This is a genomic window from Thauera sedimentorum (assembly GCF_014489115.1).
GTDB lineage: Bacteria > Pseudomonadota > Gammaproteobacteria > Burkholderiales > Rhodocyclaceae > Pseudothauera > Pseudothauera sedimentorum.
Window position 1 is genome coordinate 754,330 of the sequence record NZ_JACTAH010000001.1, and the last position, 25,778, is coordinate 780,107.

At 68.2% G+C, this 25,778-nt stretch carries 21 protein-coding genes and 1 tRNA gene; 10 read left to right on the forward strand and 12 right to left on the reverse strand.

The features are described from left to right. Positions 1-195: 195 nt before the first annotated feature. Complete coding sequence (gene katG / locus IAI53_RS03400; protein WP_187716734.1) at positions 196-2,355, reverse strand: catalase/peroxidase HPI; 2,160 nt, start codon at positions 2,353-2,355, stop codon at positions 196-198. 367 nt (positions 2,356-2,722) lie between these two features. On the opposite strand from katG, the gene IAI53_RS03405 reads away from it, so the two are divergent. Beyond that, entirely contained in the window at positions 2,723-4,351 is a 1,629-nt protein-coding gene (locus IAI53_RS03405) for a methyl-accepting chemotaxis protein (protein ID WP_187716735.1), read from the forward strand. A gap of 16 nt (positions 4,352-4,367) precedes the next feature. Here IAI53_RS03405 and IAI53_RS03410 read toward each other — a convergent pair whose 3' ends face one another. The 6 genes from IAI53_RS03410 to IAI53_RS03435 form a co-directional block, all read right to left on the reverse strand. Further along, the gene (locus tag IAI53_RS03410) at positions 4,368-4,952 is read right to left on the reverse strand and encodes a hypothetical protein (protein ID WP_187716736.1); all 585 of its coding nucleotides are present in this window, start codon (positions 4,950-4,952) and stop codon (positions 4,368-4,370) included. A 225-nt stretch (positions 4,953-5,177) separates the two neighbouring features. Continuing rightward, positions 5,178-5,981 (reverse strand): biofilm regulation diguanylate cyclase SiaD, encoded by an 804-nt coding sequence (gene siaD / locus IAI53_RS03415; protein ID WP_187716737.1) that lies wholly within the window; start codon positions 5,979-5,981, stop codon positions 5,178-5,180. A gap of 2 nt (positions 5,982-5,983) precedes the next feature. Further along, on the reverse strand, positions 5,984-6,364 hold the full coding sequence (gene siaC, locus IAI53_RS03420) for a biofilm regulation phosphoprotein SiaC (RefSeq protein WP_187716738.1): 381 nt from the start codon (positions 6,362-6,364) through the stop codon (positions 5,984-5,986). A gap of 25 nt (positions 6,365-6,389) precedes the next feature. Further along, on the reverse strand, positions 6,390-6,932 hold the full coding sequence (gene siaB / locus IAI53_RS03425; RefSeq protein WP_187716739.1) for a biofilm regulation protein kinase SiaB: 543 nt from the start codon (positions 6,930-6,932) through the stop codon (positions 6,390-6,392). 18 nt (positions 6,933-6,950) lie between these two features. Beyond that, complete coding sequence (gene siaA, locus IAI53_RS03430) at positions 6,951-8,948, reverse strand: biofilm regulation protein phosphatase SiaA (RefSeq protein ID WP_187716740.1); 1,998 nt, start codon at positions 8,946-8,948, stop codon at positions 6,951-6,953. A gap of 83 nt (positions 8,949-9,031) precedes the next feature. After that, positions 9,032-10,138, reverse strand: coding sequence for a methyl-accepting chemotaxis protein (locus IAI53_RS03435; protein ID WP_349771883.1), 1,107 nt, complete (start codon positions 10,136-10,138; stop codon positions 9,032-9,034). Positions 10,139-10,285: 147 nt separating this feature from the next. Between IAI53_RS03435 and asd the strand changes: the two genes are divergently transcribed. Next, the gene (gene asd / locus IAI53_RS03440) at positions 10,286-11,143 is read left to right on the forward strand and encodes an archaetidylserine decarboxylase (RefSeq protein WP_187716741.1); all 858 of its coding nucleotides are present in this window, start codon (positions 10,286-10,288) and stop codon (positions 11,141-11,143) included. 82 nt (positions 11,144-11,225) lie between these two features. Continuing rightward, a complete protein-coding gene (locus IAI53_RS03445) occupies positions 11,226-12,038 on the forward strand; it encodes an NUDIX hydrolase (RefSeq protein WP_187716742.1) in 813 nt (270 codons plus the stop codon). Positions 12,039-12,050: 12 nt separating this feature from the next. Here IAI53_RS03445 and trxC read toward each other — a convergent pair whose 3' ends face one another. Beyond that, positions 12,051-12,485, reverse strand: a complete 435-nt coding sequence (gene trxC / locus IAI53_RS03450; protein WP_187716743.1) for a thioredoxin TrxC — start codon at positions 12,483-12,485, stop codon at positions 12,051-12,053. Between the two features lie 250 nt (positions 12,486-12,735). On the opposite strand from trxC, the gene IAI53_RS03455 reads away from it, so the two are divergent. Next, entirely contained in the window at positions 12,736-14,130 is a 1,395-nt protein-coding gene (locus IAI53_RS03455; protein WP_349771884.1) for a diguanylate cyclase domain-containing protein, read from the forward strand. A gap of 161 nt (positions 14,131-14,291) precedes the next feature. Here the strand turns inward: IAI53_RS03455 and IAI53_RS03460 are convergent, their stop codons facing one another. Next, the gene (locus tag IAI53_RS03460) at positions 14,292-14,960 is read right to left on the reverse strand and encodes a methyltransferase family protein (RefSeq protein ID WP_187716745.1); all 669 of its coding nucleotides are present in this window, start codon (positions 14,958-14,960) and stop codon (positions 14,292-14,294) included. Further along, positions 14,957-15,970 carry a helix-turn-helix transcriptional regulator gene (locus IAI53_RS03465; protein ID WP_187716746.1) on the reverse strand — a complete coding sequence of 338 codons (1,014 nt, stop codon included), beginning with the start codon at positions 15,968-15,970 and terminating at the stop codon, positions 14,957-14,959. The genes IAI53_RS03460 and IAI53_RS03465 overlap by 4 nt, the downstream gene beginning before the upstream one ends. A gap of 123 nt (positions 15,971-16,093) precedes the next feature. On the opposite strand from IAI53_RS03465, the gene IAI53_RS03470 reads away from it, so the two are divergent. From IAI53_RS03470 to IAI53_RS03495, 6 genes are all read left to right on the forward strand, one after another. Further along, on the forward strand, positions 16,094-16,363 hold the full coding sequence (locus IAI53_RS03470; RefSeq protein ID WP_187716747.1) for a hypothetical protein: 270 nt from the start codon (positions 16,094-16,096) through the stop codon (positions 16,361-16,363). 216 nt (positions 16,364-16,579) lie between these two features. Beyond that, the gene (locus IAI53_RS03475) at positions 16,580-17,572 is read left to right on the forward strand and encodes an SLAC1 anion channel family protein (protein WP_187716748.1); all 993 of its coding nucleotides are present in this window, start codon (positions 16,580-16,582) and stop codon (positions 17,570-17,572) included. A gap of 230 nt (positions 17,573-17,802) precedes the next feature. Beyond that, a complete protein-coding gene (locus IAI53_RS03480) occupies positions 17,803-19,725 on the forward strand; it encodes a class I SAM-dependent DNA methyltransferase (RefSeq protein WP_349771885.1) in 1,923 nt (640 codons plus the stop codon). Further along, positions 19,715-21,034, forward strand: coding sequence for a restriction endonuclease subunit S (locus IAI53_RS18560; protein WP_187716749.1), 1,320 nt, complete (start codon positions 19,715-19,717; stop codon positions 21,032-21,034). The genes IAI53_RS03480 and IAI53_RS18560 overlap by 11 nt, the downstream gene beginning before the upstream one ends. Continuing rightward, on the forward strand, positions 21,031-22,014 hold the full coding sequence (locus tag IAI53_RS03490) for a virulence RhuM family protein/type II toxin-antitoxin system death-on-curing family toxin (RefSeq protein WP_187716750.1): 984 nt from the start codon (positions 21,031-21,033) through the stop codon (positions 22,012-22,014). Before IAI53_RS18560 ends, IAI53_RS03490 begins: the two co-directional genes overlap by 4 nt. Before the next feature lie 3 nt (positions 22,015-22,017). Continuing rightward, complete coding sequence (locus IAI53_RS03495; protein ID WP_187716751.1) at positions 22,018-25,221, forward strand: type I restriction endonuclease subunit R; 3,204 nt, start codon at positions 22,018-22,020, stop codon at positions 25,219-25,221. Between the two features lie 97 nt (positions 25,222-25,318). Here IAI53_RS03495 and IAI53_RS03500 read toward each other — a convergent pair. Then, a tRNA-Ser gene (locus IAI53_RS03500) sits at positions 25,319-25,409 on the reverse strand. Positions 25,410-25,482: 73 nt separating this feature from the next. Continuing rightward, a complete protein-coding gene (locus tag IAI53_RS03505) occupies positions 25,483-25,641 on the reverse strand; it encodes a hypothetical protein (RefSeq protein WP_187716752.1) in 159 nt (52 codons plus the stop codon). Positions 25,642-25,778: the final 137 nt, after the last annotated feature.

A 25,778-nucleotide genomic window follows, 5' to 3' on the forward strand; every position in this document is an offset into this window, starting at 1 on the left:
GAATTATTAGCAGATGCAAACGAATGCAGTGCCGGGCGCGTGACTTCGCTTGCCTACCGTACGGAACCGGAGGGCGATCGCAGCCCGGTTCGCCAGGCGAGCGGCGTAGATGCAGCGAGCCGCCAGGGCTAGCGCCGCGAAGCGCTACCCCTGGCGGCTCGCCAGGTCTGTGGTCGGGTCGGGTTTCCGCCGGCCTTACGCGATGTCGAAGCGGTCGGCGTTCATCACCTTGGTCCAGGCGGCGATGAAGTCCCTGACGAACTTCTCCTTGCTGTCGTCCTGCGCATAGACCTCGGCGTAGGCGCGCAGGATGGAGTTGGAGCCGAACACCAGGTCGACCCGGGTGGCGGTCCATTTCAGCGCGCCGCTCTTGCGCTCGCGGACCTCGTACAGGTTCGTCCCCGCCGGCTTCCAGGTGTAGGCCATGTCGGTGAGGTTGACGAAGAAGTCGTTGGTCAGCGCGCCGACGCGGTCGGTGAATACCCCGTGCGGACTGCCGCCGTGGTTGGCGCCGATCACCCGCATGCCGCCGATCAGCACGGTCATCTCGGGCGCGGTCAGGCCCAGGAGCTGGGTGCGGTCGAGCAGCATCTCCTCGGGTTGGACCACGTAGTCCTTCTTCAGCCAGTTGCGGTAGCCGTCGTGCAGCGGTTCGAGCACCTCGAAGGATTCGATGTCGGTCTGTTCCTGGGTGGCGTCGCCGCGGCCCGGCGCGAAGGGCACTTCGATGTCGTAGCCGGCGGCCTTGGCAGCCTGCTCCACGCCGAGGTTGCCGCCCAGCACGATGACGTCCGCCACGCTGGCGCCGGTTTCGGCGGCGATCTTTTCATAGACCGCGAGCACCCGGGCCAGGCGGGCCGGCTCGTTGCCTTCCCAGTCCTTCTGCGGTGCCAAGCGGATGCGTGCGCCGTTGGCGCCGCCGCGGTAGTCGGAGCCGCGGAAGCTGCGGGCGCTGTCCCAGGCGGTGGCGACCATCTCGGCCACCGGCAGGCCGGCTGCGGCGATCTTCGCCTTGACCGCGGCCACGTCGTAGTCCTTGCGGCCGGCGGGCACCGGGTCCTGCCAGATCAGGTCTTCGGCCGGTACGTCGGGGCCGACGTAGCGCGCCTTCGGGCCCATGTCGCGGTGGGTGAGCTTGAACCAGGCGCGGGCGAAGACGTCCTCGAAGTAGGCCTGGTCGTCACGGAAACGCTCGGCGATCTTGCGGTACTCGAGGTCGAACTTCAGCGCCATGTCGGCGTCGGTCATGATCGGCTTGCGGCGGATGGACGGATCTTCCACATCCACCGGCATGTCCTCTTCCTTTATGTTGACCGGCTCCCACTGCCAGGCCCCGGCCGGCGACTTCTGCAGCCACCAGTCGTGCTTGAACAGCATGTCGAAGTAGCCGTTGTCCCACTTGGTCGGGTGTGCGGTCCATGCGCCTTCGATGCCGCTGGTCACCGTGTCGCGGCCGATGCCGCGGGTCGTGTGGTTCTGCCAGCCGAGACCCTGCTCCTCGATCTCCGCGCCTTCCGGTGCGGGGCCGAGCCTGGCCGCGTCGCCGTTACCGTGGGTCTTGCCGACGGTGTGGCCGCCGGCGGTCAGCGCGACGGTTTCCTCGTCGTTCATCGCCATGCGGGCGAAGGTGACGCGCATGTCCTGGGCGGTCTTGAGCGGGTCGGGCTTGCCGTCCACGCCTTCCGGGTTCACGTAGATCAGGCCCATCATCACCGCGGCCAGCGGGTTTTCCAGGTTGCGCTCGCCGGAGTAGCGGGAACCCTCGCTGCCGCTGGGGGCCAGCCATTCCTTCTCGGAGCCCCAGTAGGTGTCCTTCTCGGGATGCCAGATGTCCTCGCGGCCGAAGCCGAAGCCGAAGGTCTTGAAGCCCATGGACTCGTAGGCGATGTTGCCGGTGAGGATGATGAGGTCGGCCCAGCTCACCTTGTTGCCGTACTTCTTCTTGATCGGCCACAGCAGGCGGCGCGCCTTGTCCAGGTTGGCGTTGTCCGGCCAGGAGTTGAGCGGGGCGAAGCGCTGGTTGCCGGTGCCGCCGCCACCGCGCCCGTCGGCCACGCGGTAGCTGCCCGCGGCGTGCCAGGCCATGCGGATCATCAGGCCGCCGTAGTGGCCCCAGTCGGCCGGCCACCATTCCTGGCTGTCGGTCATCAGGGCGTGCAGGTCCTTCTTGAGTGCCGCCACGTCGAGCTTCTTGAGTTCTTCGCGGTAGTTGAAGTCCTTGCCCAGCGGGTTGGTCTTGCTGTCGTGCTGGTGGAGGATGTCCAGGTTCAGGGCCTTGGGCCACCACTCCATCACGGACTTGCCGGCAGCCGTGTTGCCGCCGTGCATCACCGGGCATTTGCTGGTACTGGTCATGACTCACTCCTCCTTCGGTTGATCCGGACAAGGCCGCAGCTGCAACTGCGGTTCGCCTCGTCCTTCATGAGTAGCTCTGGGCCGGACCTTGCGGAACCCTTCCTGTATCGGGCGGGGCCGCGTCATGCCGGCTGCGTGATGAAAGAATGCGCCAGTTGTTTTTTAATTTCAATGCGCACTAGTGATAGCTAAAAGCTATTTTTGATGGGCGCATGCGCGGCGGATGAGCTGGTGTCGATGCGCATGGCTTGATGACATTGCATTCTGGGTCGGCAAGGGCGTTTTTCAAAGGGAGAGATCGACCTCAAGCGCGGGAGTTTCCGGCCGATAATCCGTTTCCCCGATTTCGACGCCGCACCACGACAAGATGGAAACCAAGAAGACGCTGACCATTCGCACCCGGCTGTATGCCGCCTTCGGCCTGCTGTTCCTGCTGGCTGCCTGCATCGGGGCGCTGGGGCTGGACGGCATGGGGCGCACGCTCTCCGGCCTGGATTCGGTCTATGAGGACCGGGTCGTTCCCCTGCGCGATCTCAAGGTGATCTCCGACGAGTACGCGGTGGCGGTGGTGGACGCGGCGCACAAGGCGCGCGACGGGGCGCTGGGGCCGGAGCAGGCCGGCAAGCGCATGCGCGAGGCGCAGCGCACCATCGCCGAGCGCTGGGCGGCCTACCGCGCCACCCGCCTGGTGCCGGCCGAGGAGCAGCTGGTCGCGCGCATCGAGCCGCTGATGAAGAGCGCCGATGCGCTCATCGACCGCATGGCCGGCGCGCTGGAGAAGGGCTGGACCTCGGAGCTGCATGCGGTGGCGGCCAACGAGCTCTATCCCACCATCGACCCGGTGAGCGGCGCGATCAGCGAGCTGATCGAGGTCCAGCTCGACGTCGCCCGGCAGACCTACGACGAGTATCACGCGCTGTACGAGAAGCTGTGGCTGCTGATCGTGCTGGCGGTGGCCGTGTCGGTGGCGGTGGGCGCTGCCGGCTCGCTGTGGTTCATCCGCAGCGTGGTGATGGGGCCGCTGGACGAGGCGCGCGATTTCGCGCGGCGCATCGCCGGCGCCGACCTGTCGTCCTCCATCCGCGTGCATCGTTCCGACGAGATCGGCCAGCTGGCGCTGGCGCTGCGCGAGATGCAGGCCTCGCTGCGCGGCATGGTGGAGCTGATCGGCCACAACGCCGAGCGCATCGCCTCGTCCAGCGAGGAGTTGTCGGCCAGTTCGGGCCACATCGCTGAGGCCAGCGAGGAGCAGTCGCGCGCCGCTTCGTCGATGGCCGCGGCGGTCGAGGAGATGACGGTGAGCATCAACCACGTGGCCGATTTCGCCGCCGACGCCCGCCGCATGGCGGAGGAGTCCGGCGCGGCCTCGCGCGAGGGCGAGCAGGTGATCGGCGACGTGGTGGCCGACATCGGCCGTATTGCCGATTCGGTGGACCAGGCCTCCGGCGTGGTGCGCGAGCTGGGCAGCCATTCGCGCGAGATCGCCTCGGTGGTGAACGTGATCCGCGAGGTGGCCGAGCAGACCAACCTGCTGGCGCTCAACGCCGCCATCGAGGCCGCACGTGCCGGCGAGCAGGGCCGCGGCTTTGCGGTGGTGGCCGACGAGGTGCGCAAGCTGGCCGAGCGCACCGCCGCGTCCACCCAGGACATCGCGCGCATCGTCGAACTCATCACCTCGGGCACCGAGCGCGCGGTGGGCAGCATGGAGCACCAGGTCGAGGAGGTGAAGTCCGGTGTGGCGCTCGCCGCGCGCGCGGGCGAGACCATCGGCCTGATCAACGCCGCATCCGCCAAGGTGGTGGCTGCGGTCGGCGAGATCTCTCTGGCCCTGGGCGAGCAGTCCTCGGCCAGTACCGAGATCGCCCAGAACGTGGAGCGCATCGCCGGCATGGGCGAGCAGAACAGCGGTGCGGTGCGCGAGTCGGCCGCGGCGGCGCGCGACCTGGCGGCACTGGCCGCCGAGCTTCAGCAGGCGGTGGGCCGCTTCCGCATGTAATCGCGGCCCGTCGGGGTCAGCGCGGGGGCTGCAGCACGAGGATCACCGTGCCGAGGCGGGCGTTCAGTCCGTGGATGGGAATCGCCAGGCGCTCGCTGCCATCCTCGCCGGGCAGGGTCTGGATGGCCTCGGCCCGCAGCAGATCGGCCGGGAAGCCGGCGGGCAGGGGGGCGTCGACATAGGCGCGGTCGCTGGCCACCAGCACCGTGCCGGAGGGGTCCGCGAGCAGCGCCAGGTCCAGGCCCTCGGTGCGCACCAGGGCGCTGAAATACTGGTCGATCTGGTCGAGGTTGCCGCGGATCATCTCGGCGCGCACCGCCCAGGCCAGGGCGGTGCCGAACAGCTGGCGGGACTGGCTGTCCGCACGCTGCGTGGCCTCGCCCGCGGCGGTGTGCCGGCTGGCCTGCTGTTCGACCAGCGCGCGGCGCTCGGTTTCCAGCCTGCGTTCGGCGGTCGCCACGGCAAACGATTGCCAGACGAAGACGATCAGCAACAGCACCAGCAGGACCAGGCTGACCCATAGCGGCAGCTTGATCTCGTGCAGTTTGGTCAGGCGGTGCTTGCCCGCGGGCGGCGGCGGGGTAGTGGGTTCGGCTTCCATCGGCAGGCTCCTGCGGGGTCTGGTACGGGTGTCCGCTGCACGCCCCAGTATAGTGGCGCGTTCCGGATGAATCATGGCCCGGTGGTGATTGGCCCCGCATGCCCCGGCGCGCGGTCCGGCCGGTAGGAGCGGGCTTGCCCGCGATGCGGCCTTTGGCAAGCCAGCCGCTGCAATCGCGGGCAAGCCCGCTCCTACATCATCATCGGCAGCCGGATGCCGGCGCGTTCAGCCGATGACCGTGCGGTCGCGTCCCTTGCGCTTGGCGCTGAGCAGCGCATTGTCGGCGCGGCTGACGGTGGCCGAGGCGCTTTCGCCGGCCAGTTGCTGCGCGAGCCCCAGGCTGGCGGTCAGCTGGATGGGGCCGTCCGGTCGCTCGATGCGGATCTCGCTGATGGACTGGCGCACGCGCTCGGCGGTGTTCAGGGCCTCTTCCAGGCCGGTCTCCGGGAACAGCAGCAGGAATTCCTCGCCGCCCCAGCGGCCCACGGTGTCGTACTCGCGCACCGAGCTGCGCAGCACCTCGGAGATGCGCCGCAGCGTCTCGTCGCCGGCCTCGTGGCCCCAGGTGTCGTTGACCCGCTTGAAGTGGTCCACGTCGAGCACGGCAACGCACAGCGGCACGTTCTTGCGGCGCGCGCGCACCGTCTCTTCCTTGAGGCGGTCCATCAGGTAGCGACGGTTGCCCAGGTCGGTCAGCGGGTCCTTGAGCGAGGCCTCGCGCAGCGCCTCGGTGAGTTCGCGCAGGTTGTTCTGGTACAGGTCGGAGATGCGCGCCAGCTTCTCCAGCCGGCGCACCTGGCGCTCGAACTTGTCGGCGAGGTTGCTCGACTGATTGCGGCTCAGGCCGTGGTAGCCGTCGGAGATGCGCACCAGGCGCTCGACACGCTCGTTCTGCTGGCGGTACAGGGCGAGCAGGCGGTCGAGCGGGGCGTGCAGCGGGTTGTCCTGCAGGGCCGGATCGGCGAGCAGGGCGTCGAGTTCCGCGAGCAGGGCCTGCTCGCTGCGGTCGGCGGGCCGCTCGGTGCTCATGGTCAGGCCTGTGCGGTGATGTTGAAGGGGAAGCTGCAGTCCTCGCGGAACTCCTCGGCGAGCATCTCGACCCGCTCGTTGCGCGGGTCGTACAGCCAGTCCACCGACACCGCACGGCCCTTGCCGTGCGCTTCCTCGAGCAGGTCGAAGATGTCCATCATCGCCTTGACCGAGCTGGTGTTCATGTACACCAGGCGCAGTTCCAGGCGCAGCGGACGGTCGCCCTCGGCCAGGAAAGCCTCGATCCACTCGATGGTGGCGGTGAAGAAGTCGAAGGAGTTCTCGGGGTAGGAGTCACCGGCAATGCTGAGCAGGCCGGCATTCCAGTCGGCGGTGATGGCCGGGGTCGACTGGGTGGCGGGAAGCGTGAAATTCTGTGTCATGGTGCGATTCTACTCGTGCTCTGGGTCAGATGACCGCCTGGATGCTGAAGAAGGCCTTGCCGTCCGGCAGGTCGGTGAGGCGGCCGACCAGGGGTTGCGAGGACTTGCGCGCGATGTCGATCAGGCCGAGGCCGGCGCCGGAGCTGGCGGCTTCCTCGCGCGGACGGCGCAGCTGTTCCTTGTAGGCGGCCTTCAGCGCCGCCTTGTCGAGCGCGGCCAGCTCGGCCACGCGCGCGGCCAGCGCCTTGCCGTCGGCCTCTTCCACCATGTTGCCGGCCTGCACCATGTAGGCGCCGGCTTCGTTGCGGGCGACGATGATGGTCGCCGAGCTGTCGGCCTCGCCATAGCCCTGCTTCATCGCATAGTGGCGGATGTTCTGGGTCATCTCGATGTAGGTGCCGAACACGTCCATCGCCGCCGAGGGCTGGGCGTTGTCGGCCTGCAGGTAGTTCTTCAGGGCGTTGCCGATCTCTTCGATCAGGCTGCGCGAGATCGGCCCGTTGAAGCACAGCAGGATGCGGTTGCGGGTAAATAGCTCGCGCAGACCGAAGAAGTCGGTGTCGTTCATGGCAGGGGCTCCGTAGGGTCAGTCGATGCGGAAGGAGAGGATGGTGACGTCGTCGCGCTGCGCGTGGCCGCCGCGGTAGGCGTCGAGCGCGCGGTCGAGGGCGGCGGCCTGTTCGGCCATCGGCAGGCTGGCGTGCCGGCGCAGCAGTTCGGCGAAGCGGCTGTTGCCGAAGCCGAAACCGAGTTCGCCGCCCGCCTGGTCGAGGAAGCCGTCGGTGACCAGGTAGTAGGTGACTTCGGGCCGCAGCTCGAGCTCGGCTTCCGTGTACTGGCCGATGCGCCGGTCGCACAAGGCGCGCCGCGCGCCGGGCAGCTCGCCCACGTCCTTGCCGTCGCTCCAGTACAGCGAGATCTTGGCGCCGGCAAAGCGCAGGCGGCGGGTGGCACGGTCCACGCTGACCAGGCCGGCGTCCATGTTGGTGGCGATCGCGCGCGGCAGCGCCGACTGATCGAGCATGCCGCGCAGGGTGGCGTCGGCCTGGGTGAGCAGGGTGGCCGGTGCGGCGATGCCGTGGCGGTTCATCGCGTCGTCCAGCGCGGCGCGCGCCAGCATGGTCATCAGCGCGCCCGGCACGCCGTGGCCGGCGCAATCGACCACGCCGACCAGGTACTGGTCGCCTTCGGCGCGGAACAGGTAGAAGTCCCCGCCCACCACATCGCGCGGGCGCCACAGCACGAAGTGGTGTTCGCCCAGCAGGCTGGCGAGCTGGGTGTCGGGCAGCAGGGCGCGCTGGATCAGGCTGGCGTACTGGATGGAGTCGCCGATCTTCTTCTGCGCCTCGGCCATGGCCGCATTGCTCTCGCTCAGCGCCTGGGTGCGCGAGCGCACCTTCTCCTCCAACTCCTCGGTATGGGTCTTGATCTGCCGGGCCATGCGGTCGAAGGCGCGGTTCAGGTCGCCGAGCTCGTCACGCCCCGGTGGCGGCAGGTGCACGTCGTACTGCCCTTCGGCCAGCGCGGTGGCGGACTGGTGCAGGCTGCGCAGCGGGCGCAGCAGCAGGCGGTCCACCGCGAAGGTGAAGGCGCCCAGCAGCAGGAGCACGACCAGCACCAGCGCGGCCAGCGCGGCCTTGAGCCAGCCGCTCTCGATGATCTGCGCGGTGTTGAGGTCGACCGCGGTGATCACGTGCCAGCGCAGGGCTTCGAGGTAGGACAGGGCGAGCAGCTGCTTGCGGCCGTCGAGGGTGGCGTCGAGCAGTTGTACCGTGCCGGGGTCGGCGACGGCTTGCGCCATGGCCGCGGCCAGCGCGTCGCGCTCGGCCCGGTCGCCGAGCAGGGCGCCCAGGGTGGATGCCTGGTCGGCGGCCTGCGTGGCCCCGGAGCCGAAGGCGATGCGCTGGCTGTCCGGGTGGGCCTGTATCGCGCCGGCGGTGTCGACGATCATCGGCGTGACGCCGGCATCGGCGGTGCGGATGAAGGACTGGATGAAGGTGGACAGGTCGACGCCGGTGCTGGCGATGCCCAGGCGCTTGCCTTCGTCCTCGATCACCACATTTACCCAGACCATGATCTTCTGCAACCAGCGGTCGGGATTGGGGTTGAGGTTCTCGGTGGCGGGCGCCTCCAGCGAGGCGAAGAACCAGGCATCGTCCGGCTTGGCCGGGTCGAGCAGGTAGCGCGGCGCCTCGCTGTAGTCGGTGGCCTCGTCGTTGTAGTAGTAGGCGAGACCCTTGCGGGAGACCAGCGAGTAGCTGCGGCCGAGGAAATCACGGCGGAAGCCCTCGGCTTCGCGGAAGGCGCGTGCCTTGAGCGCTTCGTCGCCCTCGTCGCGCAGCCATTCGCGCACCGCCACCGAGCCGGCCAGGCGGCGGGTGAGGGCCAGTTCGCGGGCCACCGGCCCCAGGATGCGCTCGGCGTGCAGTTCGGTGAAGTTGCGAGCGTAGGCCTCGCCGAAGTGGCCGCGGATGCCGTCGACCACCTGCCAGCCGACCAGCACTGCCGGCACCAGGGCCACCAGGCAGGCGATCAGCAGTGCCAGGGTTGATTTTGCGCGTATGCCGTGACCCCAGTCCGCCATGTTCGTGCCGTCTCGCCGATGAATTCAGTAAGCGCGCGAGCATAACGGGATTCGGGCGCAGAGGCCAATCCGCGCCCGCCTGGTCAGCCGGGCGCCGCCAGCGCGTGGCCCAGCATGTCGGCGATGCCGTCCATCACGGTCAGGTTGGCGGCCTCCATGGCGGCGAGCGCTTCCAGGGCCGCGTCGGCGCGCCCCTCGTAGTACAGCGCCAGCGCGCGCTTGGCGTGGTCGTGTACCGCCTTGTGGGGCTTTTCGAGTGCGGCATAGCCGGGCAGGCGGGCGAAGCGCTCGCGGCCCTCGCCGTCGAAGTACCACTGGCCGAGGCGGCATTGCGAGTCGTCGGGCAGCTCGTCCGGGCGCAGGGTGGAGATGCCCAGGAAGACCTTGTACACCTCCAGCTTGAGCGTCAGCTCCTCGATGTTGGCCAGCTCCACGTTGGCCAGCAGCGAGGCGCCGGCCACCGTGCGTTCCATGCGTCCGGACAGGGTCATCAGGTGCTGCATGCTGTGCATGGCGGCCTCGCTGTCCTGCGAGTAGCGCGCGGCGTCCTGCGCGCCTTGCTGCATGATGGTCCTGGCGGTTTCGGTTTCGCCCTGGATGGCGCCCACCAGGCTGCCGATTTCGGCGGTGGCCTTGCCGGTGCGTTCGGCCAGCTTGCGCACCTCGTCGGCCACCACGGCAAAGCCGCGCCCGGCCTCGCCGGCGCGTGCCGCCTCGATGGCGGCATTGAGGGCGAGCAGGTTGGTCTGGTCGGCGACCTCCTTGATCAGCCGCACGATGCCGTCGATCTCGCCGGCGCGGTGATACAGGCTGTCGATGTTGCGCGAAGCCTCGTCGATGGTGCCGCACATGCTCTGCAGGTTGCCGGCGATGCGCTCGAAGGCGCTGCGGTTGGTGTCGGCGTGGGCGGCGGCGTCCACGGCGGACTGCTTCTCGTCGCTCAGCGTGGTCGCCAGCCCGAGGAAGGACGTGCGCACCCCGGTGAGCGATTCGCCGAAGCGGCCGATGTTGCGGAACACCCCGTCGAGCGAGCTGCGTTCGTGCGCAAGCTTGTGCGCCCGCTCGTTGAGGTCGTGGTTGTCGTTCTCGAGCGCGGCGATGCGGGCGCGCAGTTCTGCGTTCTCGATTTCCAGGGCATCGCGGCGTGCGGCGTCCCGTTCGCGGGATCTTCGTGCGGCGGTGAGGAACACGGTGGCTCTCCTGAGGGGTCGGGGTAATAGTTGAGTATTTTGCTCGGTTATGGCCCGATTCCCTTGATCGATCTCAATTCCACCGCGCCGAACCCGCCCCGCGCTGCCGCTATAATCGTGGGCTTGCCAACCGCCCGGAAAACCAACGTGCCCGAACGTCTCACCGTCTTGCTGCAGTACCTGCTCCCCAAGCAGGCCCTTACCGTGCTCGCGGGGCGGTTTGCCGGCTGGCGGGGCGGGGCGGTGACCACCCGGGTGATCGGCTGGTTCGTGCGCCGCTACAAGGTGAACATGGCCGAGGCGGCCAATCCGGACATCGCCGCCTACCGCAGCTTCAACGAGTTCTTCACCCGCCCGCTGCGCGAGGACGCCCGCCCGCTGGCGGCGGCCGACTTCGTCTGCCCGGTCGATGGCGCGATCAGCCAGTTCGGCGCCATCGAGCGCGACCAGATCTTCCAGGCCAAGGGGCACCGCTACTCCACCACCGCCCTGGTCGGTGGCGATGCGGAGCTGGCCGCGCGCTTCGACAACGGCAGCTTCGCCACCCTGTACCTGAGCCCGCGCGACTATCACCGCATCCACATGCCCTGCGCCGGACGCCTGACACGCATGATCCACGTGCCGGGCGAACTGTTCTCGGTGAACCCGGCCACCGCGCGCGGGGTGCCGGGGCTGTTCGCGCGCAACGAGCGGGTGGTGTGCGTATTCGAATCCGACTCCGGTCCCTTCGTGCTGGTGCTGGTCGGTGCCACCATCGTCGGCAGCATGGCCACCGTGTGGCACGGGGTGGTCAACCCGCCGCGCTCGGGCAGCCTGCGCGAATGGCGTTACGACGAGACCCCGGTGGAACTGGAGAAGGGGGTGGAGATGGGACGCTTCCTGCTCGGCTCCACCGTGGTGCTGCTGTTCCCGCAGGGCGCGATGAGCTTCAACTCCGCCTGGCAGCCCGCTGCGCCGGTGCGCATGGGCGAGGCGATGGGCAGCCTGCCCGCGCGCCAGTCCTGATCCGTTTCCTGTACGCGGAACGACGAGTGGGCCGCAAGGGTCGGATGCGGATGACACTTCCGCATCCCCACCGCCTGCTCCGATGACGCCTGCCACCCGTTCGGCCCTGACCCAGCGCTTGCGCCGCCTGGTGCGCGGGGTGCCGGCCGGCTATACGCCCCTGTTCGCCGACGGCCAAGGCATCGGCGCCCTGCCGCCGGCCTTTGCCCGTCGGGTGCGTGAGGCGGGGTCTCCTTTTCTTGCCGACGGCGACAGCTTGCGCCTCGATCCGGCATTGCCGGGCGAGGCGCTGGAGGCGGCGTGGATGGCGCAGGTCGAGGCGCTGCGCGAGGAGGGCTGGTTCCGCGCCTGGCGCAACGAGTGCTACGACGTGCGCCTGGGCGCGGCGGACGAATCCGCCGCGGTGCTGTGCCGGCTGGAGCGCGGCGCCTTCCGCCGCTTCGGCCTGCGCAGCCGGGCCGTGCACCTCAATGCGGTGACGCCGGACGGTCGCATGTGGATCGCCCGGCGTGCGGCCGGCAAGGCCATCGACCCCGGTCTGCTGGACAACCTGGTCGGCGGCGGGCTGGCCAGCGGCGAGACGCCGCGCTCCGCGCTGTTGCGCGAGTGCGGGGAGGAGGCGGGCATTGCGCCCGTCCTGGCGTCATGCGCCCGCCCCGTGGGCACGCTGCACGCGCGCCGCGAGGAGGACGAGGGCATGCACGACGAATGGCTGCACGCCTGGCAGCTCGAACTGCCGGCCGACTTCGCGCCGCACAATACCGACGGCGAAGTGGCCGGCTTCATGTTGCTCGACCGCACGGAGCTCGCGGCACGCATCCTGGGCGGCGAGTTCACCGAGGACGCGGCGGCGGTGGCGGCGGCATGGCTGCTCGGCAGCCTCGCGCCGCGCTGATTCCTGCCGTCTTCAGAGCCGTTCGCGCACCCAGCGCACGATGTCCTGGGCGCCCATCGCGCCGGCCTGGCGGGCCAGTTCGCGGCCGCCGACGAACAGCGCCAGCGTCGGGATGCTGCGGATGCCGAGTTGCGCGCCGAGCTGGCGTTCCTCCTCGGTGTTCACCTTGGCCAGGCGCAGCTGCGGTTCGAGCATGGCCGCGGCCTGGGCGAACTGCGGCGCCATCACCCGGCAAGGGCCGCACCAGGGCGCCCAGAAATCCACCAGCAGGGGAATGTCGTTGCGCGCCTGGTGCCTGGCGAAACCCGCGGCATCGAGCTCCACCGGCTGGCCGGTGAACAGCGGGCGGTGGCACTGCCCGCAGTTGGGGGCCTGGCCCAGCCGCGCGGTGGGCACGCGGTTGACCGCCTGGCAGTGGGGGCAGACGAGATGGGTGGCGTCGTTCATGGTGTGCGGGCGGCTCCGGTCGAGAGGCGGGGCAGGGGGTGCCCCTTGCCCGGCATATCGGGCCTTCGCAGTGCATTTCAAGGGCCGGCCCGCCACGTGTGGCCAGAATGGGCAGCGTGCGGTTCACCCCGATCCGGGCAGTGCACTATGATCTCTTCCTACGACTTTCGGGTGGGTGCGGCAGGATGCGGCGCGTAAGGGGATGGTACGGACGGGGCTTGCCGGCTGCGCCTCAGCGGAGGATGCGGCAGTGAGCGAGACGGCGGGCAGCTTCGCCGCGGCGCCGGGTGCCCGCCTGCTGAAACGCTTTCGTCGTTACATCGCGGTGCTGGTGGCAGTGTGGGTCGGCGCCGCGCTGCCCTTCATGCTGCTCGGGGTGCTGGAGTGGCGGCAGATTGCCGCCGACACCGAGGCGCTTGCCCGCGAACGCGGCGAGGCGCTGTTCCGCCTGATCGAGCTGACCCGCGAGTGGAACGCCCGCCATGGCGGCGTCTACGTGCCGGTAACCGGCCATCTGCAGCCCAACCCCTACCTGGTGCACCCGCGCCGCGACCTGGTCGCCAACGACGGCGGGGAGCTGACCATGGTGAATCCCGCCTTCATGACCCGGCAGGTCGCCGAACTGGCGGCCGAGCGCACCGGCGTCCAGTTCCGCATCACCAGCCTCAAGCCGATCCGCCCGGACAATGCCGGCGATATCTGGGAAGGCGACAGCCTGCGGCGCTTCGAGCGTGGCGAGATGGACCAGCGCATCGCCTTCTTCGGCGAGTACCGCCTCGGCGACACCCTGCGCCCGGTGCATCGCTACATCGCGCCGCTGCATGTCACCCCGGCCTGCATGAGTTGCCACGTCACCCAGGGCTACAAGGTCGGCGACATTCGCGGCGGCATCTCGGTGACCATGCCGGCCGAGAGCCTGCTCGCCCATCGTGACGAGCGCCAGCGCGAGTCCGTGCTGGTGCTGCTCGGCAGCTACCTGCTCACCGCCGGCCTGCTGCACGCCTTCGTGGCGCGTGCGCGGCGCCACTACCTGACCCTGGAAGACCTGGCGCGCCGCCAGGAGAGCGTGATCGTCGAGCGCACCCGCGAACTGAAGCTGCTCAACGAGGACCTGCGGCGCAAGGCGCACCACGATCCGCTGACCATGCTGCCCAACCGCCTGCTGTTCAACGACCGCCTGGATTCCGCGCTCAACCATGCGCGGCGCTACGAGCGCAGCTTCGCGCTGCTGCTGGTGGACCTGGACTACTTCAAGGAGGTGAACGACGCCTATGGCCACGCCACCGGCGACGAGTTGCTGGTGGATGTGTCGCGCCGCCTGGAGTCCTGCGTGCGCGAGGCGGATACCGTGGCGCGCCTGGGGGGCGACGAGTTCGCCATCCTGCTGTCCGAGACGACCGATGCAGGCGAGGCGGACGAGGTGGCCCGCCGGGTGGTCGAACTGCTCGGCGAACCCTATGTGCTCACCGCCGGCATGGCCCGCGTGTCCGCGTCCGTTGGCGTGGCGCGCTATCCGGCGCATGGCGAGGATGCGGAAAGCCTGCTGCGTCACGCGGACCAGGCGATGTATGCGGTGAAGCTGGGCGGGCGCAACGGCTGGCGGGTGTATGCGCCGACGATGTCGGCCGGGCGGCCGGGGCACTGAGAATGTGTGAATAAATCTACTGCGCGTGCCGATGGCGGCGTTGCGCGGTGCTCGCTCCCTCGCCTATCCATCTGATATGTCTCGGTCGCTGTGCGCCGCGCGCCTTGCCACCGACCCGCTCGCGACGATTTCTTCACACATTCTGAGCGGCCGGCGGGTGTTCATTCCCTGCGCGGGTGTTCCAGTGCGCACAGCGCGTGCGCCTCGTCCGCGTCGAGGATGCGGCCGGGCAGCGGCAGCAGCGCGTTCACCCGCTGGCGGTAGCGGGCGTACGCCGTGCCGTGCATGGCGAGCAGCTTGCGCTCCTCGAGCATCGATCCCCACCAGAAATACAGGCTCACGCACAGGGCCGACACCAGGCTCGCGGCATCCATGTCGCGTGTCCAGATCATCACCAGCGCGAGGGCGTACCAGGGGTGGCGCACCCAGCGGTGCAGCGGCGACAGGGTGAAGCGCTCGCCGTCGGCCACCGCGGCATCGCGGGTTTTCCACTGCACCAATCCGCCGAAGCGGCCCAGGTCGTAGTAGCGCAGCGACCACAGGAAGCCGCCGACGGCCGCCAGCGCGAGCGCATCGGCCAGCCAGCCGAGCGCACCGTGCCAGGCCCACAAGGCTTCGCCGCGCAGTGCGAAGCTGAGCCAGACCGGCGGCACCAGCAGCAGTACCGCGAGCAGGTTGAAGACCAGGCGGTAGGCCGGCATCAGCTGTGGCCAGCGCGCGGCGACGTGGCGTTTTACCGCGAAGGCGGCGAGCGCCGAGTGCAGCGCGCCGTAGGCCAGCCAGCAGGCGGCAAGCGCGGCGAGTTGCAGCGCGGAGGGTTCGGCGTTCATCCTTGCGCCTCCGCGGCATCGGTCTCGTAGCGTGCCGCCGCTGCGCGCAGGCGGGCGGCCACCGCCTCGCGCAGCGCGGGCGGGGCGAGCACCTCCACGTCCGGGCCGAAGCGCAGGATCTCCATGACCAGCTCGCGTGGATCGCCGTAAGGTACGGTCAGGCGCAGCCCGCCGCCGGCTTCCTGTTCGACACGCTGCTGCGGATGCCAGGTTTCGTTGCCCACCCAGGGCGCCACCTCGGGGGCAAAGCGCAGCACCGCGTGCTCGCTGGGCGCCGAGTCGAAGATGCCGAAGGCGCCGCCCACCGCCTTCTTGAGCACGCGGGGGCCGACCTCGCGGGCCGTCTCCCGGCGGACGCGGGCCTCGCGGATGGCGTCGAGCGCAAAGGTGCGCAGCGCGCCGGCGTGGTGGCACCAGCCGAGCAGGTACCAGTTCTCGCGGTAATGCAGCAGTTGCTGGGGGGAAACGATGCGCTCGCTCTCCTCGCCGCGGCTGCGCGCGTAGTAGCGCAGGGCCAGACGGCGGCGCTTCATGGTGGCCTGGGCGACCGTCTGGAAGGCCGCCGGGGTGGCGCGCCGGCTGGCCGAGTGCAGGATGCGCACGCGGCGGCCGACCTCCTGCGGATCGTCGGCCGCCGAGCCGAGCATCAGGCCGATGCGGGTCATCAGGCCGCTCACCTGGCCGGACACCAGGCCCGGCTCCATGCCGGCGGCGAGGTGCTGCATCATCAGCAGGGCGTAGATCTCGGACGGGTTGAACCACAGCCCGCGAATGCCGAAGCGCTGTGCCGCGTCGCCGCGCTCGCCGGTGAGGACGTAGCCCGAGGGCTCGCCGTTGCCGCCGCGCCGCCAGACGATGGGCGCGCCGAGGCGGTCGCGCAGGTAGTCCAGGTCGCGCTTGAAGGTGGCGCGCGACACCTCCAGGGTATCGAGAAGGCGGGCGAGCGGCACCGGCTGGCGGGCGTCCTCGAGCAGGCGCACGATCTGGTACAGGCGTTCGGTCTGGCTCATCTGGCGAATTCGATCCTCTTGCGGTGGATGCAGCGTATTCAATGAGGTTTGGCAGGCTCACAGGATAAGCCTGCAGCGCCTGCAGAATCCACTCCATCGACCAACGACGACGGAGAGGACGCGATGCGACACGAACTGTTCGGTGAGATCTTCTGCAGCCTGGCACTGTTGTGCGTGCCACTGGCCTTCCAGCTTGCCACCGCGGCGCCTGCCAGCCTGCCGGACGGGCTCTGGCTGATGCTGGTGCTGAGCATCTGGAGCGCGTTGGTCTTCCTGCTGGGGCTGCTGAGCTTGTGCGTGCGCGCCCTGCGACTGTTCTTGCGTGCCTTTCAGGAACGGCGCACCGCGCCCTGGGCGCCGCGGCTCTGTGGCAGGCATCGGCCGGTGGTGTGACTGACAGAGCGCCCGATGGTGGCAGCCGGGAATGCCACGCGTGGCAGTTGTGCCCGCATGCTGTGGCGGGCCTTGAGCGGAAAAGCAAGTGAAAACAATCAGTTGAAGCGCCGCTTCCTGTGCCGAAGCGCTGGCACGCAACTTGATTCCGAATCCTGGCAACACCGCGTGCACGCACGTGCCGCTCCATCATGCCGCTGCCAGGAGAGTCGATCCATGTCCGTTGAACTGTCTGCCGTCCCGCCTGCCGATGCCGCTTCCGGCAGCCGCCTGGCCCACTTCCCGGTGGCGCTCTTTTCCACCGTGATGGGGATGGCCGGGCTGACGCTGGCCTGGCTCAAGGCCCAGCACGTCGGCGGCGCCCCCGGGCTGCCCGGCGAGCTGCTGCGCTGGGTGGCAAGCGGCCTGTACCTGTTCCTGCTTGCGGTGTATGCGCTGAAGATCGTCCGCCATCCCGGCGAGGTGGCCGCAGAGCGCCGCCATCCGGTCAGGCTCAATTTCTTCCCTGCGATCTCCATCGGCCTGCTGCTGCTGGCCACGGCCTGGGCCGCTGCGGCGCCGGGCGCGGCACAGTGGATGTGGGGCGTGGGGGCGGCCATGCACCTTGCCTTCACCCTGTGGGCGATGGGCAGCTGGATCCACCACACCCACTACGACATCAAGCACGCCAACCCGGCCTGGTTCATCCCGGTGGTGGGCAACATCCTGGTGCCGGTGGCGGGCGTGAAGCTCGCCCCGGCGGACATCAGCTGGTTCTTCTTCAGCATCGGCCTGGTGTTCTGGCTGGTGCTGATGACCATCGTGCTCTATCGCCTGTTCTTCCACGAGCCGCTGCCCGCCCGGCTCACGCCCACGCTCTTCATCCTGATCGCGCCGCCGGCGGTGGGTTTTCTGTCCTACGTGGCACTCACCGACAGCGTCGACCCCTTTGCCCGGGTGCTGTACTTCGTCGCCCTGTTCCTGACCCTGCTGCTGGCGAGCAATGCGCTGCGCTTCTTCCGGCTGCCTTTCTTCATCTCCGCCTGGGCCTATTCCTTCCCGCTCGCGGCGATGACCATCGCCACCTTCGAGATGGCGGCGCACGGTGGCGGGGCCTTCTACCTGAACCTGGGCTGGGCGCTGATCTCGGTGCTCAGCGCAGTCGTCGCCCTGCTGGTGGCCAAGACCGTGCTCGCGGCCCTGCAGGGACGGATCTGCGTGCCGGAGTGATGGACGCATCCACCGCCCGCGCGACTTGCCGGGCGGCGGAGCCCGATTCGTACTCAGCCTGCCAAGCTGAGGCGCATTGTCGCCGCCCGCAACGTCGAGTCGGCGGATGACAAGCCCGGCGACGGCCGGAAGCCTGTCGCTGCATGACAGATGCAGCCCCCGCACGCCATAATCGACCCCCAAAAGCTGCCCTCCGCGGCGGCGTACAAGACGTCCAGGGAGTCCTTTCCGTGTCCAGCCTGCAAGATCGCGTCAAGCGCGCGATGCTTTCCATCGTGCCCGCCGACGGCGCCTCCATCGGCAACACCGCGCTGCGCCGCGAGATCGAAGCCCTGCTGCAGTCCGAGGGGCTGTCGATCGGCGAAGATGACTACTGGCAGGCCCACGGTGCCCTGGTGGCCGAGGGAGTGCTGCTTAAAGGGCAGGGGCGCGGCGGTTCGGTGCGCCGCGCGCAGGCCACGGACGCAAACGCACCGCCCCCGGCGGGCGAGCCGGTGCGCGCGGCGCAAACAGTTCAGCCCCAAGACAAAACCACGATGGCACAACGCAAGACCAGCAAGACCAGCAAGACCAGCAACAGCGGCAGAAACGCCAACGGCGGCAACCTCGGCTTCGAGGCCGAACTCTTCAAGGCCGCCGACAAGCTGCGCGGCAACATGGAGCCCTCCGACTACAAGCACGTCGCCCTCGGGCTCATCTTCCTCAAGTACATCTCCGACGCCTTCGAGGCCAGACACAGCGCGCTGCTCGCCGAAGACCCGCAGGCTGCCGAAGACAAGGACGAATACCTCGCCGACAACGTGTTCTGGGTGCCAAAGGAGGCGCGCTGGTCGCACCTGCAGGCTGCGGCCCGCCAGCCCACCATCGGCACCCTGATCGACGAGGCCATGCGCGCCATCGAGAAGGACAACGAATCGCTCAAGGGCGTGCTGCCCAAGGACTACGCCCGCCCCGCGCTCAACAAGGTGATGCTGGGCGAGCTGATCGACCTCATCTCCGGCATCGCGCTGGGTGAGGCCGGCGACCGCTCCAAGGACGTGCTCGGCCGGGTGTATGAGTACTTCCTCGGCCAGTTCGCCGGCGCCGAAGGCAAGCGCGGCGGCGAGTTCTACACTCCCCGCTCGGTGGTGCGCGTGCTGGTCGAGATGCTCGAACCGCTGCCCGACCCCGCGCGCGGCGTCGCCGGCCGGGTGTACGACCCCTGCTGCGGCTCCGGCGGCATGTTCGTGCAGTCGGAAAAGTTCGTGCAGGAGCACGGCGGGCGCATCGGCGACATCGCCATCTACGGGCAGGAATCCAACTACACCACCTGGCGGCTGGCCAAGATGAACCTGGCGGTGCGCGGCATCGATTCCGACATCCGCTGGAACAACGAGGGCAGCTTCCACAAGGACGAGCTGCGCGACCTCAAGGCCGACTTCATCCTCGCCAACCCGCCGTTCAACATCTCCGACTGGGGCGGCGACCGCCTGCGCGAAGACCCGCGCTGGAAGTTCGGCGCGCCGCCGGTGGGCAACGCCAACTACGCCTGGCTGCAGCACATCTTCCATCACCTCGCGCCCAACGGCACCGCCGGCGTGGTGCTGGCCAACGGCTCGATGAGCTCCAACCAGTCCGGCGAAGGCGAGATCCGCCGCGCCATGGTCGAGGCCGATGTGGTGGACTGCATGGTGGCGCTGCCCGGCCAGCTCTTCTACTCCACCCAGATCCCCGCCTGCCTGTGGTTCCTGGCCCGCAACAAGAACCCCGCGCATGGAAAGGACGGGGGCCTGCGCGACCGCCGCGGCCAGGTGCTGTTCATCGACGCCCGCAAGATGGGCGTGCTGGTGGACCGCACCCGGCGCGAACTCACCGATGAAGAAGTGCAGAAGATCGCCGACACCTACCACGCCTGGCGCGGGGAAGCCGGCGCCAGCGAGTACGCGGACGTGCCCGGCTTCTGCAAGTCCGCCACGCTGGACGAGATCCGCAAGCACGGCCATGTGCTGACGCCGGGGCGCTTCGTCGGCGCGGCAGAGCAGGAGGAAGACGGCGAACCCTTCGAAGAGAAGATGGCGCGGCTGTCGGCGCAGTGGCGGGCGCAGCGGGCGGAAGCGGCCCGGCTGGATGCGGAGATCGAGACCAACCTGAGGGAGCTTGGGTATGGCGAGTGAGTGGCTGACTACCAAGCTCTCAGATGTTGCGACGTTTCAAGAAGGCTATGTGAATCCTTCCCAATCGGACCCGTCCTATTTCGACGGCGACATTAAGTGGCTTCGTGCAGTGGATCTGAACAACGGCCGGGTATACGACACTTCACGTCGCCTGACCGACAAAGGATTTCGTAGTGCGGGGAAGAGCGCAACACTGTTTGCGCCGGGAACGCTTGCAATCAGTAAATCGGGAACTATTGGCCGCCTTGGAATCCTTGATGATTTCATGTGCGGAAATCGTGCGGTCATCAATATCAAGCCAACGAACGTGGTGGACACACGTTTTGTGTTCTACAGCTTGCTTCTGAAGCGCACGGATATTGAAGTTCTCGCGGAAGGAAGCGTGCAGAAGAATCTGTATGTTTCTGCGCTTCGCAAAGTCGAAGTGGCGTTGCCGCCGCTAGCCGAACAACGCGCCATCGCCCACATCCTCGGCACGCTGGACGACAAGATCGAACTCAACCGGCGCGCGAACGAGACGCTGGAGGCGATGGCCCGTGCCTTGTTCAAGGCGTGGTTCGTGGACTTCGAACCGGTGCGCGCCAAGCTGGAGGGCCGCTGGCAGCGCGGCCAATCGCTGCCCGGCCTGCCCGCGCACCTCTACGACCTCTTTCCCGACCGGCTCGTCGAGTCGGGGCTGGGGGAGATTCCGGAGGGGTGGGAATACACACGGGCAAGCCAACTCATCGAGTTCAACCCGTCCGAGCCTTTGCGAAAGGGGACGGAGGCACCATACATCGAGATGGCCGCACTCCCGACGTCAGGAAGTTGGCCTGAGCCGCCGGTATCGCGGCCGTTCGGCAGTGGCATGCGCTTTCGCAACGGAGACACTCTGCTGGCCCGGATTACGCCGTGCCTGGAGAACGGCAAGACGGCGTTTGTCCAGTGCCTGCCGGATGACGCCGTGGGCTGGGGTTCCACTGAGTACATCGTGATGCGCTCCAAGGCTTCCGTGCCGCCGGAATTCGGGTACTTGTTGGCACGCGACGCGGCTTTTCGAGAGCAGGCCATCCGGAGCATGACCGGCACCTCCGGTCGGCAGCGTGTTCAGGCTGACTCAGTGGCCGCATTCAAGATTGCGGCGCCCTCGAATGAAGCGGTATGGGACGCTTTCTCGCGCGTTGTCGCGCCGGCATTCAAGAGCATCAAGGCCAATGCCGAGGCGATTGCGATGCTCGCCCAACTCCGCGACACCCTGCTTCCCAAGCTCATCTCCGGCGAGTTGCGCGTGCCGGATGCGGAAGCCTTCCTCAAGGAGCGCGGCCTGTGAAGCCAACGTCCGAAATCGTCATCTACGAAGGCGACAAGGCCCGCGTCGAGGTGCGGCTGGACCGGGAGTCGGTCTGGCTCACGCAGGAGCAGGTGGGCCTGCTGTTCGGCCGCGAACGCTCGGTGATCACCAAGCACATCCGCAATGTGTTTGCCGAGGGCGAGCTGGACGAGAAAAGCAATGTGCAAAATTTGCACATTGCCGGCTCGGACAAACCGGTGAAGTTCTACAACCTCGACGTGATCATCTCGGTCGGCTACCGGGTCAAGTCCATCCAGGGCACGCGCTTCCGCCAGTGGGCAAACCGCGTGCTGCGCGAGCATCTGACCCAGGGCTACAGCCTGGACCGCGAGCGTTTCGAGAAGAACGCCGCCGAGCTGGAAGCCGCGCTGCAACTGGTCCGCAAGGCCGCCGCGGGCGAGGCGCTGACCGCCGAGCAGGGCCGCGGGCTGGTGGATGTGATTGCGCGCTACACCCACACCTTCCTGTGGCTGCAGCGCTACGACGAAGGGCTGCTGACCGCCCCGGCGGGCAGCCCGGGCGGGGTGCTGCCTCGGCTTGACGAAGCACAGGGCGCCATCGCGCGGCTGAAGGCCGACCTGATGGCGCGCGGCGAGGCGTCCGAACTGTTCGGGCGCGAGCGCGGCGACGCCTTTGCCGCGTTGCTCGGCAATCTCGACCAGAGCGTGTTCGGCGAGCCGGCCTATCCCAGCGTCGAGACCAAGGCCGCGCACCTGCTGTACTTCGTCATCAAGAACCACCCGTTCGCGGACGGCAACAAGCGCAGCGGCGCCTTCCTGTTCGTGGATTTCCTGGCGCGCAACGGGCGCCTGGTCCGCAACGGCGAAGCGGTGATCAACGACGTGGGCCTGGCGGCGCTGGCGCTGCTGGTGGCGGAGTCCGACGCCAGGAACAAGGACGTGATGATCCGCCTGATCGAGAACATGCTCGCCCTGCCGGGCAGCACGAAGGAGGCGTAGGCGATGGCGTTTCTGTCGGAGGCCGCGGTGGAGCAGGCGCTGCTGGAGCAGTTGAGCACGCTGGGCTACCGCATCGAGCGGGAAGAGGACATCGGCCCCGACGGGCACCGCCCGGAGCGCGAGAGCCACGACGAGGTGGTGCTCCGGCGCCGCTTCGAGGACGCGGTGGTGCGCCTGAACCCCGGCCTGCCCGCTGAGGCGCGGCAGGACGCGGTGCGCAAGCTGATGCAGTCCGAACTGCCGGCGCTGCTGGAACAAAACCGCCGCCTGCACAGGCTGATCACCGAAGGCGTGGACGTCGAGTACTACGCGACCGAAGGCGAGCAGCGTGGCACGCTCACCGCCGGCAAGGTGGCGCTGATCGACTTCGACCACCCTGAGCGCAACGACTGGCTGGCGGTGAGCCAGTTCGTGGTGATCAACGGGCAGAACAAGCGGCGGCCGGATGTGGTGGTGTTCGTGAACGGCCTGCCGCTGGCGGTGATCGAGTTGAAGGCGCCGGGCAGCGACAACGCCACGCTGGTGGGCGCCTTCAATCAGTTGCAGACCTACAAGCAGCAGATTCCGGCGCTGTTCCACAGCAATGCGCTGCTGGTGACTTCCGACGGCATCGCGGCGCGGGTGGGCTCGCTCTCGGCCGACCTGGAGCGCTTCATGCCCTGGCGCACCACCGACGGCAGCGCGGTGGCGCCGAAGGGCGCGCCGGAACTGTCCACGCTGATCGAAGGCGTGTTCGAGCAGGGCCGGCTGTTGTCCCTGCTGCGGGATTTCACCGTGTTCGGCGAGACTGGCTCGGGGCTGGCCAAGATCATTGCCGGCTATCACCAGTTCCACGCGGTGCGGCATGCGGTGGCGTCCACCTTGCGCGCTTCGGCGCCGGTGCAAGGGGTGGCCGAAGACCCGGCAAACTACGGACTGCCTTCCGTGGCCACGCAGCCCAAGGGCGACCGGCGCGCGGGGGTGATCTGGCACACCCAGGGCTCGGGCAAGAGCCTGCTGATGGCCTTCTACGCCGGGCAGCTGGTCCGCCACCCGGCGATGGCCAATCCGACCCTGGTGGTGCTCACCGACCGCAACGACCTTGACGACCAGCTGTTCGCCACCTTCTCGATGTGCCGCGACCTGATCCGCCAGACGCCGGTGCAGGCCGAGAGCCGCGAGGACTTGCAGAAGCTGCTGAACCGGGCCTCCGGCGGGGTGATCTTCACCACCCTGCAGAAGTTCGGCGAGCTGGGCGAGCCGCTCACCACGCGGCGCAACGTGGTGGTGATTGCGGACGAAGCGCACCGCAGCCAGTACGGCTTCAAGGCCAAGGTGGATGCGAAGACCGGCGAGATTTCCTACGGCTTCGCCAAGTACCTGCGCGATGCGCTGCCCAACGCCTCCTTCATCGGCTTTACCGGCACGCCGATCGAGGCGGACGACGTGAACACCCCGGCGGTGTTCGGCCACTACATCGACGTGTACGACATCAGCCGCGCGGTGGAGGATGGCGCCACGGTGCCGATCTACTATGAATCGCGGCTGGCGCGCATCGAACTGGACGAGGACGAGAAGCCGAAGATCGACGCCGAGGTGGACGCGCTGACCGAGGACGACTCCGAGGCCGAGCAGGAGCGCTTCAAGCAGAAATGGGCCACGGTGGAGGCCCTGGTGGGCAGCGACAAGCGCCTGGCGCTGGTGGCGCAGGACATGGTCGCCCACTTCGAGGACCGCGTGGCGGCGCTGGATGGCAAGGCGATGGTGGTGTGCATGAGCCGGCGCATCTGCGTGAAGCTCTACGACGAAATCATCCGGCTGCGCCCCGACTGGCACAGCGACGACGACAAGGCAGGTGCGGTCAAGATCGTGATGACCGGCGCCGCCTCCGACCCCGCCGGATGGCAGCCGCACATTGGCAACAAGGCGCGGCGCGATCTGCTCGCCAAACGCGCGCGCGACCCGCAGGACCCGCTCAAGCTGGTGATCGTGCGCGACATGTGGCTGACCGGCTTCGACGCGCCCTGCATGCACACCATGTACGTGGACAAGCCGATGCAGGGGCACGGGCTGATGCAGGCGATCGCGCGGGTGAACCGGGTGTTCCGCGACAAGCCGGCCGGCTTGATCGTGGACTACATCGGCATCGCGCAAAGCCTCAAGTCGGCCTTGCAGCAGTATTCCCGGAAGGACCAGGAGAACACCGGCGTGGACGAGGCCCAGGCGGTCGCGGTGCTGCTGGAGAAGTACGAAGTGGTGCGCGACATGTACCACGGCTTCGACTATCTCTCAGCGCTGGGCGGCACGCCGCTGCAGCGCCTGGCGATGATGGCCGGCGCCATCGAGTGGATACTCGCCCTGCAGCAGAAGCTGGCCGCGGCCGAAAAGACCCCGGAAGGCAAGAAGAACGCCCATCGCCGCTACCAGGACGCGGTACTGGCGCTGTCCAAGGCATTCGCGCTGGCTTCGGCTTCCGACGAGGCCCGCCAAATCCGTGAGGAAGTCGGCTTCTTCCAGGCCATCCGCGCCGCGCTGGTCAAGAGCGCGACCGCCTCCGGTGCGGCCCGGCAGGAGCGCGAACTGGCGATCCAGCAGATCGTCAGCCGCGCGGTGGTATCGACCGAGATCGTGGACATCCTCGCCGCTGCGGGTATCAAGAGCCCGGACATCTCCATCCTCTCCGACGAGTTCCTCGCCGAAGTGCAGCAGATGGAGAAGAAGAACCTGGCGCTGGAAGCCCTGCGCAAGCTGCTCAACGACGGCATCCGCTCAAGATCCAAGGCCAACGTGGTCGAGACGCGCGCGTTCTCGGAGCGCCTGGAAGACGCCGTTGCGCGCTACCACGCCAACGCCATCACCACCGCCGAGGTGCTGCAGGAGCTGATCGCGCTCGCCAAGGACATCCGCGCTGCGCGCCAGCGCGGCGAGGAGTCCGGCCTGTCCGACGAGGAGATCGCCTTCTACGATGCACTGGCCGAGAACGAAAGCGCGGTGCAGATGCTGGGTGACGACAAGCTGCGCCTGATCGCCCATGAACTCTTGATGAGCCTGCGCGAGAACGTGACGGTGGACTGGGCGCACCGCGATTCGGCGCGCGCGCGGATGCGGGTGCTGGTCAAGCGCATCCTGCGCAAGTACGGCTACCCGCCCGACCTGCAGGACGCGGCGGTGCAGACGGTGTTGCAGCAGGCCGAGGCGCTGTCGTCGGGGTGGTCGGTGTTGCGGTGAGGCGTGTTGCCTGCGGCCCGGTGGTAACCCGCATGGTGACTCGGCAAAAAACAAAAACCCGCAGAGCCTGTGGCTTTGCGGGTTTTGCAGAATCTCTTGGCGGACAGGGCGGGATTCGAACCCGCGTCAGGGTATTACCCTGAACACGCTTTCCAGGCGTGCGACTTAAACCACTCATCCACCTGTCCGTGGAAGCCGCGCATTCTAGCGTCAAAGGGATCGCAGGGGAAGCCCTGGGAGGCTATGAAGAAGATAGCGAGTTCAGCTGTCGTGCGCTTGCTGGTTGCGCGCTCGCAGGGCCCAGACCGCGGCGACGCCCAGCAGGGCGATGAGGCTCCCCTGGGCGGGGTGGCCGGTGCCGATCAGCAGGCCGGCGCAGATGCCGCAAGCGGCGGGCAGGGCGTTGATCCAGCGTTCCATGTGAGTGCTCCGGAAAGGATTGGGTGCGATGAAGGCTGTGATGAGGCGAACGAGGCGAGCAAGCGCTTGCTCATGAAGTGGTGTAAGAATATACAGTATTGATCTGCAGGGCAAGAAGCCAATGCCCGGCAGCCGGG

Coding starts and splice junctions, on each gene's coding strand:
- katG (WP_187716734.1), bottom strand. CDS start 2,355: ATGACCAGTACCAGCAAATGCCCGGTGATGCACGGCGGCAACACGGCT.
- IAI53_RS03405 (WP_187716735.1), top strand. CDS start 2,723: ATGGAAACCAAGAAGACGCTGACCATTCGCACCCGGCTGTATGCCGCC.
- IAI53_RS03410 (WP_187716736.1), bottom strand. CDS start 4,952: ATGGAAGCCGAACCCACTACCCCGCCGCCGCCCGCGGGCAAGCACCGC.
- siaD (WP_187716737.1), bottom strand. CDS start 5,981: ATGAGCACCGAGCGGCCCGCCGACCGCAGCGAGCAGGCCCTGCTCGCG.
- siaC (WP_187716738.1), bottom strand. CDS start 6,364: ATGACACAGAATTTCACGCTTCCCGCCACCCAGTCGACCCCGGCCATC.
- siaB (WP_187716739.1), bottom strand. CDS start 6,932: ATGAACGACACCGACTTCTTCGGTCTGCGCGAGCTATTTACCCGCAAC.
- siaA (WP_187716740.1), bottom strand. CDS start 8,948: ATGGCGGACTGGGGTCACGGCATACGCGCAAAATCAACCCTGGCACTG.
- IAI53_RS03445 (WP_187716742.1), top strand. CDS start 11,226: ATGACGCCTGCCACCCGTTCGGCCCTGACCCAGCGCTTGCGCCGCCTG.
- trxC (WP_187716743.1), bottom strand. CDS start 12,485: ATGAACGACGCCACCCATCTCGTCTGCCCCCACTGCCAGGCGGTCAAC.
- IAI53_RS03460 (WP_187716745.1), bottom strand. CDS start 14,960: ATGAACGCCGAACCCTCCGCGCTGCAACTCGCCGCGCTTGCCGCCTGC.
- IAI53_RS03465 (WP_187716746.1), bottom strand. CDS start 15,970: ATGAGCCAGACCGAACGCCTGTACCAGATCGTGCGCCTGCTCGAGGAC.
- IAI53_RS03470 (WP_187716747.1), top strand. CDS start 16,094: ATGCGACACGAACTGTTCGGTGAGATCTTCTGCAGCCTGGCACTGTTG.
- IAI53_RS03475 (WP_187716748.1), top strand. CDS start 16,580: ATGTCCGTTGAACTGTCTGCCGTCCCGCCTGCCGATGCCGCTTCCGGC.
- IAI53_RS18560 (WP_187716749.1), top strand. CDS start 19,715: ATGGCGAGTGAGTGGCTGACTACCAAGCTCTCAGATGTTGCGACGTTT.
- IAI53_RS03495 (WP_187716751.1), top strand. CDS start 22,018: ATGGCGTTTCTGTCGGAGGCCGCGGTGGAGCAGGCGCTGCTGGAGCAG.
- IAI53_RS03505 (WP_187716752.1), bottom strand. CDS start 25,641: ATGGAACGCTGGATCAACGCCCTGCCCGCCGCTTGCGGCATCTGCGCC.